At 42.2% G+C, this 12,581-nt stretch carries 16 protein-coding genes and 1 tRNA gene; 6 read left to right on the top strand and 11 right to left on the bottom strand.

Annotation, left to right across the window (positions count from 1 at the left end; translation table 11 throughout):
- From ACE5CV_RS09065 to ACE5CV_RS09040, 6 genes are all read right to left on the bottom strand, one after another.
- On the bottom strand, positions 1-728 hold a 728-nt coding region (locus tag ACE5CV_RS09065), incomplete at its 3' end, for a radical SAM protein (protein WP_374949846.1).
- A gap of 146 nt (positions 729-874) precedes the next feature.
- On the bottom strand, positions 875-1,837 hold the full coding sequence (gene ftsY, locus ACE5CV_RS09060; protein WP_374949845.1) for a signal recognition particle-docking protein FtsY: 963 nt from the start codon (positions 1,835-1,837) through the stop codon (positions 875-877).
- 165 nt (positions 1,838-2,002) lie between these two features.
- Positions 2,003-2,164 (bottom strand): DUF4295 domain-containing protein, encoded by a 162-nt coding sequence (locus tag ACE5CV_RS09055; protein WP_374949844.1) that lies wholly within the window; start codon positions 2,162-2,164, stop codon positions 2,003-2,005.
- Positions 2,165-2,244: 80 nt separating this feature from the next.
- Complete coding sequence (gene rpmG, locus ACE5CV_RS09050) at positions 2,245-2,427, bottom strand: 50S ribosomal protein L33 (protein ID WP_067063463.1); 183 nt, start codon at positions 2,425-2,427, stop codon at positions 2,245-2,247.
- 77 nt (positions 2,428-2,504) lie between these two features.
- On the bottom strand, positions 2,505-2,738 hold the full coding sequence (rpmB, locus tag ACE5CV_RS09045; RefSeq protein ID WP_373011879.1) for a 50S ribosomal protein L28: 234 nt from the start codon (positions 2,736-2,738) through the stop codon (positions 2,505-2,507).
- Between the two features lie 126 nt (positions 2,739-2,864).
- Complete coding sequence (locus tag ACE5CV_RS09040) at positions 2,865-3,455, bottom strand: hypothetical protein (protein WP_374949843.1); 591 nt, start codon at positions 3,453-3,455, stop codon at positions 2,865-2,867.
- A gap of 198 nt (positions 3,456-3,653) precedes the next feature.
- Here ACE5CV_RS09040 and acs point away from each other — a divergent pair, with 198 nt between their 5' ends.
- The 4 genes from acs (at position 3,654) to surE (ending at position 8,048) form a co-directional block, all read left to right on the top strand.
- The gene (gene acs / locus ACE5CV_RS09035; RefSeq protein WP_374949842.1) at positions 3,654-5,555 is read left to right on the top strand and encodes an acetate--CoA ligase; all 1,902 of its coding nucleotides are present in this window, start codon (positions 3,654-3,656) and stop codon (positions 5,553-5,555) included.
- A 124-nt stretch (positions 5,556-5,679) separates the two neighbouring features.
- Complete coding sequence (locus ACE5CV_RS09030; RefSeq protein ID WP_374949841.1) at positions 5,680-5,865, top strand: CsbD family protein; 186 nt, start codon at positions 5,680-5,682, stop codon at positions 5,863-5,865.
- Between the two features lie 205 nt (positions 5,866-6,070).
- Complete coding sequence (locus ACE5CV_RS09025; protein WP_374949840.1) at positions 6,071-7,225, top strand: acyltransferase family protein; 1,155 nt, start codon at positions 6,071-6,073, stop codon at positions 7,223-7,225.
- Between the two features lie 46 nt (positions 7,226-7,271).
- Positions 7,272-8,048 carry a 5'/3'-nucleotidase SurE gene (gene surE / locus ACE5CV_RS09020; protein ID WP_374949839.1) on the top strand — a complete coding sequence of 259 codons (777 nt, stop codon included), beginning with the start codon at positions 7,272-7,274 and terminating at the stop codon, positions 8,046-8,048.
- Here surE and ACE5CV_RS09015 read toward each other — a convergent pair whose 3' ends face one another.
- Positions 8,049-8,609 (bottom strand): hypothetical protein, encoded by a 561-nt coding sequence (locus tag ACE5CV_RS09015; protein WP_374949838.1) that lies wholly within the window; start codon positions 8,607-8,609, stop codon positions 8,049-8,051. It lies immediately after the preceding gene.
- Between the two features lie 330 nt (positions 8,610-8,939).
- Here ACE5CV_RS09015 and lpxB point away from each other — a divergent pair, with 330 nt between their 5' ends.
- Positions 8,940-10,052, top strand: coding sequence for a lipid-A-disaccharide synthase (gene lpxB, locus ACE5CV_RS09010; protein ID WP_374949837.1), 1,113 nt, complete (start codon positions 8,940-8,942; stop codon positions 10,050-10,052).
- A 72-nt stretch (positions 10,053-10,124) separates the two neighbouring features.
- On the opposite strand, the gene ACE5CV_RS09005 is transcribed toward lpxB, so the two are convergent.
- The 4 genes from ACE5CV_RS09005 to ACE5CV_RS08990 all read right to left on the bottom strand — a co-directional run bounded on the left by ACE5CV_RS09005 (position 10,125) and on the right by ACE5CV_RS08990 (position 12,074).
- On the bottom strand, positions 10,125-10,286 hold the full coding sequence (locus ACE5CV_RS09005) for a hypothetical protein (protein ID WP_374949836.1): 162 nt from the start codon (positions 10,284-10,286) through the stop codon (positions 10,125-10,127).
- 37 nt (positions 10,287-10,323) lie between these two features.
- Complete coding sequence (locus ACE5CV_RS09000; protein ID WP_374949835.1) at positions 10,324-10,449, bottom strand: hypothetical protein; 126 nt, start codon at positions 10,447-10,449, stop codon at positions 10,324-10,326.
- Positions 10,450-10,466: 17 nt separating this feature from the next.
- The gene (locus tag ACE5CV_RS08995; protein WP_374949834.1) at positions 10,467-10,655 is read right to left on the bottom strand and encodes a hypothetical protein; all 189 of its coding nucleotides are present in this window, start codon (positions 10,653-10,655) and stop codon (positions 10,467-10,469) included.
- Positions 10,656-10,886: 231 nt separating this feature from the next.
- Positions 10,887-12,074 carry an MFS transporter gene (locus ACE5CV_RS08990; RefSeq protein ID WP_374949833.1) on the bottom strand — a complete coding sequence of 396 codons (1,188 nt, stop codon included), beginning with the start codon at positions 12,072-12,074 and terminating at the stop codon, positions 10,887-10,889.
- A gap of 366 nt (positions 12,075-12,440) precedes the next feature.
- Here ACE5CV_RS08990 and ACE5CV_RS08985 point away from each other — a divergent pair.
- Positions 12,441-12,514 (top strand) — tRNA-Ala (locus ACE5CV_RS08985).
- Positions 12,515-12,581: the final 67 nt, after the last annotated feature.

The following is a 12,581-nucleotide window of genomic DNA, read 5'->3' as shown; positions in this document are numbered from 1 at the left end:
AAACCTGCCGGGTAAGCATATTGCAGCCTTATCCACTCCACACCATCAACATCGCTTAGGCGGCGTAACAGCTCATCCAGGTTGCGTTTTCCGTATAAGTCTAAACCGTAGTAGGTCAAATCCTGTGCAATCAGGATCAGTTCTTTAGTGCCGTTCTTCACCAGGCTTTCGGCATTACGTACCAGCTGATCCATTGGCGTGCTTAAATGCTTACCGCGCATTAGCGGGATTGCGCAGAAAGAGCAGGGGCGATTACAACCCTCGGCAATTTTAAAATAAGCAAAGTGGGACGGAGTAGTTAACAAGCGCTCGCCAATCAGTTCATGGCGGTAATCTGCACCAATGTTAGTAAGGATATTTTGAAGATCGTTAGTGCCAAAGTAAGCGTCCACATTGGTGATCTCGGCTTCCAGTTCAGGTTTGTACCGTTCGCTCAGGCAGCCGGTCACAATCACTTTACCAACCTTGCCCTGATCCTTCAGTTCACTGTATTGTAAAATGGTATCGATAGATTCCTGCTTGGCATTATCAATAAAGCCACAGGTATTGATTACAATGATGTCGTTATCGCGTAGCTTATCCGTTTCGTGAACTACGTCATAAGCGTTGCCCTTAAGCTGGCCCATCAGCACCTCACTATCATATACATTTTTTGAACAGCCTAAAGTAACCACGTTAACACGGGGTTTCAGGTTAAGTATCGGCTTGCTAATAATTTTTGTCTTCATTCTATTTTATTTCACCGATTACACTGATTTAATTGATTTCACCGATTAAGTTCAGATTTTTAATTCCTCCGTTAACTGATCTCTTTCAAATTCCACCATTTCAATCAGTGAAATCGTTTAATCAATATCAATCAATGAAAGTTCTACTATTTAAATAAGCTGTTCACAAATTCGTTCCTGTCGAATAGTTGTAAATGCTCTATCCCTTCACCCACACCGATATATTTTACCGGTATTTTAAATTGATCTGATATACCGATCACTACACCACCCTTTGCAGTACCATCCAGTTTAGTAAGCGCCAATGCGTTAACTGCGGTGGCCTCGGTAAATTGCTTGCACTGCTCAATGGCATTTTGCCCGGTAGATGCATCCAGCACCAGCAGTATCTCATGCGGTGCACCGGGAATTACCTTCTGCATCACATTTTTAATCTTTGTGAGCTCATTCATCAGGCCCACCTTATTATGTAAACGACCGGCAGTGTCAATAATTGCCACATCATCCCCATTAGCTACGGCCGAGCGCAGGGTATCATACGCTACCGACGCCGGGTCGCTACCCATGGCTTGTGCTACTACCTTTACGCCAACACGCTCGCCCCAAAGTTTTATCTGATCTACCGCTGCAGCACGGAAGGTGTCGGCAGCACCTAAAACTATCTGGCTGCCTGCTTGCTTTAGCTTGTGGGCTAGTTTACCTATGGTGGTAGTTTTACCAACGCCATTAACGCCAACTACCATTATTACATAGGGTTTTTGGCTGCCGTATTCAAAAGTGCGGAAATCGTTACTGTTATTTTCGGCAAGCAGTTTCTGGATCTCGTCTTTCAACAAGCCGTTCAGTTCTGATGTGCCCACGTATTTATCCTTAGCCACACGTGCCTGTATGCGCTCAATTATCTTGAGTGTAGTACTTACCCCAACATCTGATGTTACCAGCACTTCTTCCAGGTCGTCAAGCACATCATCGTCAACAGTACTTTTACCGGCAACTACCTTGGTTAACTTCGAAAAGAAGTTATCCTTAGTTTTTTCCAGCCCGGTATCAAGCGCCTGCTGTTCCTGCTGCGTACTTTCTTTTTTCTTGAAAAAATCAAATAATCCCATGGGTGATCAGAATTTAGAATTCTTTGAATTAAAAACGCTCAGAACTGTATCGGTGAATTTGATTATCCTGCAAATTCTTTCATCCTGTAAATTCTGATTCAGACCTTAACAAAAAAAGCCCTCTCGTGATAAACAAGACGGCTTTAATATTTTTAGCAAAAGTTACTACAGTTTACCTGCAATAGCATCCTTAACGTTATCGTTAGCTACAATAGCTTCTTTGAATGAGTAAGCACCTGTACGAGGTGATTTAGCCATTGTGATAACTTTTGAAAACTCTTTTCCTTTACCCGCTACTTTCAGCGTTGCAACTACTTTCTTTGCCATGTTGTTTAATTATTGAATTAGTGATAGCGTAAATTAATGACCTCAAGAATGCCGATCACTTATAAACTTACAATCAATTATTATTTAATTTCTTTATGAACGGTTACTTTACGTAAAACCGGGTTGAATTTTTTCATCTCCAGTCTTTCTGTAGTGTTCTTTTTGTTTTTGGTGGTAATATAACGAGACATACCCGGCATACCGCTGGTTTTGTGCTCTGTACATTCTAATATTACCTGTACCCTGTTACCTTTCTTAGCCATCTTATATATTGTTTTGAGTTTTGGGTTTTAAGTTCTGAGACATTACTCATCACTCATAAACACATCACTATTACTTATTAAATAGAACCTTTTTTTACAAACTTGTTTATACAAGCAGTAATACCGCGTTTGCTGATAGTTTTAACAGCAGAAGTAGATACCTTTAAAGTGATCCATTTATCTTCTTCAGGGATATAAAACTTCTTAAGCTGTAAGTTTGGATAAAACTTACGTTTGGTTTTAGCGTTTGAGTTTGAAACGCTGTTACCGTTCATGTAGCCTTTTCCTGTTAAATCACAAATTCTTGACATGACAAATATTTTTTAAATCTTCGCTCTTCTCCTAAAAAGAGTTTGCAAATATCAGCTTTTTAAAGCAAATAGGCAACAGTGATTTTAAATATTTTTCAAATTCTTTTTAAGCTTTATTTACAACGCTTAATCGGCGGATTTTATTTCCCTTAGTTGTACGGCAGGCCAGGTATTAGCGGTATTATATTCTAATCGTTTTATCCAATTTCCGCGAATGTCAAAAGCCACATATTTGTACGTAAGCTTAAAGGCTGATATACCTATACTGTAAATAGTTTTCTCTGCCAGTAAGCCCTGCGGGTTGTAGTGGTAGCTTTGCCGCATATAGTAGTCACCTTTACCGGTATAAATTTTTTGTTCGGAAAGCTGGCCCTTTGTATCATAAAAATAATTTGTTCGTTCGGACACGTCTCCATTCAGGTCATAATTAAAATTTTCAGCTATTAACCCTCTTTTGTTGAAGTTATAAATACGCCATCCGCGATGCCTGTCGGCCTTTGCTTTAATTTTAGTGCCTTGTAAATTATATTCATATGTAAAGTCTACATTCCATTCTTGCGGTGGAGCGCCTGGCTGCAGCTTAGATAATGAGCGCGGATTTTTACGGATGGTTTGCGAAATTGCATCACCGTTTGAGCCATAATTAGTAGTGATGATGGTGGTATCGAGAGCATCGCTTGAGTTTACAATTGGGTATTTTAAAATCACGGTATTCACTCTTCCAGTTATGTTATCCGGGGTTATTTGTGAATATGCCTTTAAAGAAAAAAATAAACAAATTAGCGATACAGATATTTTAAACATAGTATATGATACTACTCAAGAATAACTTTTTAAAATATTTTAAAAAGGGAGTTGCACGTGTTGCGCCGACGAACCAAAATAACTAATTTACACCACCATTTATAACCTGTTATGCAAATAAAATCAATTGAAGAGTACCACAAGGTATATCAGCAAAGTGTGGAGCAGCCCGAAGAATTTTGGGCGCAGATAGCCGACAATTTTCTATGGAAGCAAAAATGGGATAGAGTTTTGGAATGGAACTTTAAAGAGCCCAGCATTAAATGGTTTCAGGGTGCTAAATTAAATATAAGCGAGAACTGCCTTGACCGCCACCTGGAAACAAGCGGAGATACCCCTGCAATTATTTGGGAACCAAATGACCCGACAGAAGATCATCGTATACTAACGTATAAACAACTGCATGCAAAAGTTTGCCAGTTTGCCCACGTCTTAAAAAATAACGGTGCAAAAAAAGGTGATCGCATTTGTATCTACATGCCGATGGTGCCCGAACTGGAAATAGCTGTTTTGGCATGTGCCCGCATAGGCGCGGTACACTCGGTTGTTTTTGGTGGATTTTCGGCACAGTCAATTGCTGACAGAATAAAAGATGCGGAGTGTAACATTGTGATTACTGCCGATGGTAGTTTCCGCGGGACGAAAGAAGTGCCACTAAAATCTGTCATTGATGATGCGCTGGTGCAATGCCCGTCTATCAAAAAGGTAATTGTGCTTACCCGCAGCCACACACCGGTATCCATGATCAAGGGCCGTGATGTTTGGTGGGAAGACGAGGTTAAGAAAGTAGAAACACAAGGTAACCCCGATTGCGAAGCCGAACCAATGGATGCCGAGGATATGCTGTTTATCCTGTATACATCAGGCTCTACCGGCAAACCCAAGGGTGTGGTGCATACCTGCGGCGGTTATATGGTTTATACAGGATACACCTTTAGCAATGCGTTTCAATACCAACCGGGCGAAGTTTACTTTTGTACGGCAGATATTGGCTGGATAACCGGCCATTCTTACATCTGCTATGGGCCGCTTACGCAAGGGGCAACATCGGTATTGTTCGAGGGCGTTCCAACCTGGCCTGATGCAGGCCGTTTGTGGGATATTGTAGATAAATTCAAGGTGAATATATTATATACAGCCCCAACTGCCATTCGCTCTTTAATGAGTTTTGGCGATGAGCAGGTGAACGGCAAGGACCTGAGTTCACTTAAAAAGCTGGGTTCGGTAGGTGAGCCTATCAACGAGGAAGCATGGCACTGGTTCGACGAGAAGGTGGGCCACGGTAATTGCCCTATAGTTGATACTTGGTGGCAAACCGAAACGGGCGGCTTTATGATATCGCCTATAGCTGGCGTTACTAAAACTAAACCCGGGTATGCAACTTTGCCTTTGCCGGGGGTACAGCCTATATTGGTTGATGAGAACGGTAACGAATTGCAGGGAAACGGCATTAGCGGTAACCTTTGTATTAAATTTCCGTGGCCGGGTATGCTACGCACTACCTACGGCGACCATGAGCGCTGCCGTACCACTTACTTTGCCACTTACGAGAATTTGTACTTTACCGGCGATGGATGCCTGCGCGACGAGGATGGTTATTACCGTATAACCGGCCGTGTAGATGACGTGCTGAATGTGTCCGGTCACCGCATAGGTACTGCCGAGGTAGAGAATGCTATTAATATGCACAGCAGCGTAGTAGAGAGTGCTGTAGTTGGCTATCCGCATGATATTAAAGGGCAGGGTGTTTATGCTTTTGTGGTTAGTCCTGATAAGCACGGTAACGAAGAGCTTACCCGTAAGGATATCATCATGACCGTGCAGCGCATCATCGGCCCGATTGCTAAGCCTGATAAGATCCAGTTTGTTACCGGCCTGCCCAAAACACGTTCAGGTAAGATCATGCGCAGGATCCTCAGAAAAATTGCTGAGGGCGATACCGGTAACTTGGGTGATACCAGCACCCTGCTTGACCCGGCAGTAGTAGATGAAATTAAAGAAGGGGCTTTGTAGAAGAATTAAGCACAAGGAGATATTAGCAATGTTGTTATCCTAATTTGTGGTTTCAAATTATACTGAAAACCAATTTAAATTTCAAGCGTTCTTCTTTTACATCTAATTTATAGGAGAATACACAATGGACAAGTTAGAATTAAAAGGCGGCTGGAATGAGCTGAAAGGAAAGATAAAACAAGCGTATGGCGACCTTACCGACGACGATTTGAAACACGAAGAAGGTAAAGACGATGAAACGCTGGGCCGCCTGCAAAAAAAAACAGGTAAAACCCGCGAAGATCTGGTCAACTGGATCAATAGCTTATAAAGCTGGAAGCCCCGCATTGCGGGGCTTCTTTTATTTCAGTAATAGTACCCGTGTCATTTTGAACAAGCGTTATCGATAAGAAATATTCTTAAATTGAAAATTGACGAGCTTTACAGAATGTTATGATTTTCTCACCATCGTTCGAATGACACCTTATTTAGGTTGATTAAATTTCCCTACTTTTATATCAACCTAATCAATTACAATGTCAGCTCCTGTACAGCAACCGGCACTTATACAGCCCCAAAATAAGATTAATTTTATAGATCATTTAAAGGTGGTGCTCACCGTTTTGGTAGTGCTGCACCACGCGGCTATTACTTACGGCGCTCCCGGTGGCTGGTACATGACACAGAAAACTACGCTGGCAGGTGCTATTGCACCTATGACTGTTTTTGTAGCGGTTAACCAGTCGTTTTTTATGGGATTTTTCTTTTTCCTTTCGGCGCTGTTCGTGCCTTTGTCTTATGATAAAAAAGGACCGCGCAAGTTTATCGCTGACAGGCTGCTGCGCCTGGGTTTGCCATTGGTATTTTACTCATTTGTGTTGTCGCCATTTTTAAGTTTTATGCCTTACAATTTTACCGGCCGGCGTGATCACATCACTTACGCACAATATCTGGCCGGGTTTGATGGATGGATAAACTTCGGTGTATTATGGTTTGTATTGGCGTTGCTTATCTTCACTTTGCTTTACGCGTTATACCGGGTAATTACTAAAAGCGATATCAAACCAAAGCCGTTGCCAATCCTTTCCAATATCTTGTTTTTTGCGCTGGCGATAGGCGTTATTACCTATTGGGTGCGTATTGTTTACCCGGTTGGCATAGTAATCAAACCGTTGGGCTTCCAGTTAGGACACTTTCCGCAATATGTAGCCATGTTTATAATGGGTCTTGTTGCATCGCGCAGCAAATGGATAAACGCCGCAGATTTAGCTACGGGTAAAAAATCGCGCAACATAGCGCTGGGCCTGGTGCTTATAGGTATGCCACTGTTTTTTATTGTGCGGGCATGGCTTAAGTACCCGGTAGAAGCTTATAACATCGGCGGGCATTGGCCGTCGCTTTGGTATGCCGTTTGGGAACAGTTGTTAGGCTTTAGCATCGTAACCGCTTTGCTTTGTATCGGCAAAAATAAATGGAACGGCCCTTTGGCATTTTTAAACAAGCTTTCGCGCAGTGCGTTTGCCGTTTACATTTTCCATCCGCTGGTGCTTATCGGCTTATCAGTTTTGACTTACGAATGGGACCTGGAGCCGGCGCTTAAATTTTTGATCGTTGGCCCGCTGGCCGTCGCGGGGAGCTTTGGGCTTGGGTTGTTAATTGTCCGTATTCCCGGTGTCAACAAGATAATTTAATATAACTATACAGGCAGCTTAATTCAATAATAGCTACTTTTGCCGTATGACAATTAAAGCCCAACCCACCATACTGGTAGTAAATGACGATGGTATAACTGCCGAAGGTATCAAAGCCCTGATGCATGCCATGAAGGATTTGGGCAGGGTAGTGGTTGTAGCACCCGATAGTCCGCAATCGGGCATGGGGCATGCCATTACCATAGGTAAACCGTTGCGTTTAGATAAGGTAGATGTTTATGAAGGTATCGAAATGTACAGCTGCAGCGGTACACCGGTAGATTGCGTAAAGCTGGCGGTTAATGCCGTGCTGAAAGGTCAAAAGCCTGATCTGTGTGTATCCGGCATTAATCATGGGCTAAATAATTCTATTAATGTGCTATACTCCGGTACCATGTCGGCAGCGGTAGAGGGTGCTATTGAAGGTATCCCGTCAATAGGTTTTTCGTTAGATGACTACAATGCGCAAGCTAATTTTGAGCATTGCATAAAATATGTAAAGGAACTTGCCATGCAGGTTTTGGCGAACGGTCTGCCCGTAGGTACTGTACTTAATGTGAATTTTCCTGCCGGGAACGATATAAAAGGCATTAAGGTTTGCCGCCAGGCCAACGCTAAATGGGCTGAAGAATTTGATATGCGCCACGACCCTTACAAACGCCCTTATTACTGGCTAACCGGCGTTTTTCAGAATAACGATAACGGGGAGGATACCGATGTGTGGGCATTAAAACACAAATATGTATCGGTAGTACCGGTACAGTTTGATATGACGGCGCACCATGCTATTCCTGTGCTTAACAGCTGGAAATTTAATTTGTAACTATTGCAGGCTGTTAAGGGTAAGATCAACGCCCTGCACACCTTCGGCTTTGCAAATTAGCGGAAATGAGGGATTGTTGAGTACCCATATTTTAGTTTTGCCGTTTTCGCTCACTGCATAAAAAGTGTCAACCTCTTTATCTTTCAGGGTAAAGGGTGTTGCAGCATCGATCACCTTAAATTTCATTTTATTAAGTTCGAAAGCTTTAGTAGTAGTTAAGGTATTGAACGTGCTTTTCGACAGGAAGATGAGCGTCTCATCATCCTTCAGTTTGGTAACTTCGTCATATCCTGGCTGCTTAATGCCAATTTTGGTACCGCTCTCTACCGCTTTCGACGAGATCTCAAAAACACCCGATCCCATACCACCGGCTGCCCATTTTAAATGTACCGGCGCAGCAATTTCTGTCGCTGTTATCGTAACCGGCAAGGTCCTGTCGAAAGCTTTAATATAGGCAGAGTAGTTAAGTACCGTTCCGTTTTGAATGGTGGGGTTAACTTTTTGTGCCAGTGCGTTGACGCTTAAAAATGCAAGCAGGGCAAGTAAATATATTCTTTTCATGTATAGTTGATGATTAATTAGAACGCTAAAATAGCAAAATGCATATCGATGATGTATTTTTGAAAATATGTTTACAAAAAACAGTTTGCCCTTGGGTATGCTTTATGGCGTTTTGCCCCCGGTGCTGGTTTATTTGCTGCTTAATTACGTGCTCTACAATGAAAATATACTGATGGACAAACCCGCTGCTCCGTACCTTTTAGCGATTGGCGCAAACCTTATTCTGTTACGAACGTCGGCCAAAAAGCACCTTGATCAAACATCCAATGGCATAATGATGATTACCTTTGTTTGTATGCTATTGATTTTTATTTTTAAAATGCAGGTTAGATGAAGTACTATCTGGTAGCCGGCGAAGCCTCGGGCGATCTGCATGGGGCCAACCTCATGAAGGCTTTAAAAGAACTGGATAGGCAGGCAGATTTTCGTTTTTTTGGCGGCGACCTGATGCAGGCCGAAGGTGGTACCCTGGTAAAGCATTACGCCGATATGGCGTTCATGGGTTTTGTAGAGGTGGTATTTAATTTGCGCACTATCCTAAAAAACCTGAGCCTTTGCAAACAGGATATTGCATCTTATAAGCCCGATGTATTGATATTGGTAGATTTTCCAGGGTTTAATTTAAAGATAGCTGAATTTGCCAAAACGCAGGGCCTGCTGGTTTGCTATTATATATCGCCAAAGGTTTGGGCCTGGAACCAGAAGAGGGTACTGAAGATCAAACGCATTGTGGACCATCTTTTTTGCATCCTGCCGTTCGAGGTGGAGTTTTATAAAACCTGGGGGATGGATATCGATTACGTGGGCAACCCGCTGCTTGATGCCGTAGCCGCTTTTAAACCTGATGGCGATTTTCTGCAAAAAAATGATCTTACCGGCAAAAAGATCATTGCCCTGCTGCCGGGGAGCCGCAAGCAGGAGATAAGCCGCCTGCTGCCTGATATGATTGCAGTAGCGGAAAAGTTCCCTTATCACCAATTTGTGGTAGCTGGCGCGCCATCTTTTAATGCAGATTATTATATTGAGTGGCTTAATGGTACAAATATCCCGGTGATATTTAATGCTACTTATGATCTGCTGAATGTTGCAGAGGCTGCTGTGGTAGCATCGGGTACGGCTAATTTAGAGACTGCTTTATTTAACGTGCCGCAGGTAGTAATTTACAAAGGTAACCCGGTAACTATCGGCATTGCACGGATGCTCATTAAGATTAGATTTATATCGCTGGTGAATTTGATCATGGATAAACCGGTGGTAAAAGAGCTGATACAGCAGGACTACAACCCGGCCAATATTTATACTGAACTGAATAACCTGATCAACAACCTACACCATCGCGCACAGATCCTGACTGATTATGACCTGCTCGACGAGCGCATGGGCACACCCGGTGCATCGGCTAAGACTGCGGCACTAATTGTAAAATATACCGCAAAAAAATAAGGCCCTGCTATTTAGCAGGGCCTTATTTTTCTCCAAGGAATGTTTAAATAATAGAATAGATATATATGATGATCAGGCAGCTTTTAACTGTTGGTTTACGGGTGCCTGTTTGTTGCTGGTGACGAATTGGTTACTTTCCCTGAAAGATCTTAAATCTCCCATTAATAATTTTTTCAATTCATTATCAAAACGGTTAACTAATTTGCTGGTAGCTGCTTTTGTATAAGTTTTCATAGGTAGATGTAGAGTAGTAGTAAACGTTTAGTTAGTACTATGCTGCTTTTAAAGCTTGAGCGTTGGCCCTTACCGCTTTTAGGTCGTTTAGCAAAATTGCTTTAAGTTCTTTATCAAAGCGGGCTACTAATTTGCTAACTGATGGTTTTTGGTAACTTTTCATGATCAATATTTTAAATTTTAGTTTTTCGTTTCGTTTTCGTTTGCCTGGTCCTGGTTTTCGCTAAGGTTATCATGGCGGCGTTTAGCCTCTTTATATTGCCTTGCTATCTGGTCCCTGTCTCTTTCGTCAGAGGTTTCTTCCGGCGCCGCTGGGTTTTCCCATTGTTTTTCTTCGCCAGATGTTTCAGTTTTCTTGTCGATTACCATTTTGTCTCTGTTTGATAAAGTATATTCCAATTCAGTGCCAAACATCAGGCTTCCGGAAAAAAGTTTTCACAAGATGGGAGTTTTCTTTTATTTATAGCAAGGCAGGCCTTTAAAAAGCCATATCAGGGCGTGCGGATAGCCTGATTGATTAAAATAATGTACAAGGAATTTGTACAGCGTGTGGTAAAAGGTAGTCAGCAGGGCGGTAGTTGCAGTTTGTAATGTTCGTTTTCAAATACTGTGTTGCATCGTTTTGCGCGTTATCAGATGTATGATAAGAGCGATTGCCGATAAAATTATACCGATGGCGCACACGCCGGTCCACTGATAAGTATCCCAGATGCGGCTGGCCATAAAAGTACCTAAAGCGCCGCCAACAAAATATGATACCATATATATCGTATTGATACGGTTACGCGCGCTGGCATCCAACGAAAAGATTATAGCCTGGTTAGAAATATGTGTGGCCTGCACACCCATATCCATTACAATTACGCCTATAATAAGCCCGGCAATGCTATGGGCCGAGAACAAAAAGATGACAAACGAAATCAACAACAGCGACAAGGTAAAGGTTGACAATTTAAACGCGTCCATTTTATCGCTCAGGCGGCCCATCAGTCCGGCGGCTATCGCACCAAAAGCGCCGGCTAAACCAAATGCACCTGCTACGTCGCTTCCCTGATTAAAATTTTGTTTCAGCATAAAAACAAGGGTAGTCCAAAAAGCGCTGAAGCAGGCAAAGCATAACGCCCCGCGCAGGGATGCCAGCCGCAACTTAGGCTCATCCTTGACTAATCGTACAAGCGATTTCATAAGCGAGCGGTAGGTTCCTTTGTAATCAGGCTCAACCTCGGGCAATAAAAAGTAAATGAGTGCCCACATCAACAGCATTATGGCGGCAGCAATGTAAAACATGGCACGCCATCCAAAATGCGCGCCTACAAAGCCGCTTAACGTGCGCGATAACAATATGCCTATTAGAAGGCCGCTCATGATAAATCCGATCTTGTTGCCGCGTTCATCGGGCTTTGCCAGGTGCGCCGCCATGGGCACCAGCAACTGCGGAATAATGGATGCGGCACCCAGTAAAAAACCCGACAGTATTAACATATATACATTGGGTGCCATTGCGGTTAACAGTAAAGCAGCAACAATAAATGCAAAATCTATAAGCATAAGGCGTTTCCGTTTTACCATATCGGCCATAGGGACTACGAAAAGCATCCCAACCGCATAACCAATTTGGGTAAGCATAGATACCTGGCCAACTTTGCCATTGCTTACATAAAAGGTAGTGGCCATATCATTAAGCAATGGCTGATTATAATATAAGTTAGCCACAACAAGGCCGGTAGTGAGTGTCATTACCCAAAGGGTAATGTTGGTTAGTTCGGGTTTATGTGTTGCAACGCTCATTTGATAAGATATTTGCAAAAATGTTTAATAAAAATTAACAAATGGTAATATTAAGTTCACATTTAATTTAAAACCTATTAACGTTTAAAGCATATAATTGCAAAAGCAATAAATTTAATGTTGTATCAATTAGAAAGTTACAAAATAATTATAAATAAATTCTTTGCAATTAAAAAGATAGTGTTACTTTTACACTATTAAAAATAACAAACAAGTCTTCTCATAATTTAGGTTTATAATTGGTTAGTAAAGGCCCCTGCCCATCAGGGGCTTTACTTTTTTAAAAGATTTTGTAAACCAAAATATTAAAATTTATAACAAGGGTTTGGCATTTAACAAAAATTGCTACTTTTGCCATCCCAACAAGGGGGATTAGCTCAGCTGGCTAGAGCGCTTGCATGGCATGCAAGAGGTCATCGGTTCGACTCCGATATTCTCCACGATTGATAATCAAGGCTTTACGAAAATTCGTGAAGCCTTTTTTATTCCAGGAAACACGCAGGTAAC

The sequence above is a fragment of the Mucilaginibacter sp. genome (assembly GCF_964263795.1).
In the GTDB taxonomy this organism is placed as follows: domain Bacteria; phylum Bacteroidota; class Bacteroidia; order Sphingobacteriales; family Sphingobacteriaceae; genus Mucilaginibacter.
Note: the sequence above shows the minus strand (reverse complement) of the source record. Positions and strands in the feature narration are given on the sequence as shown.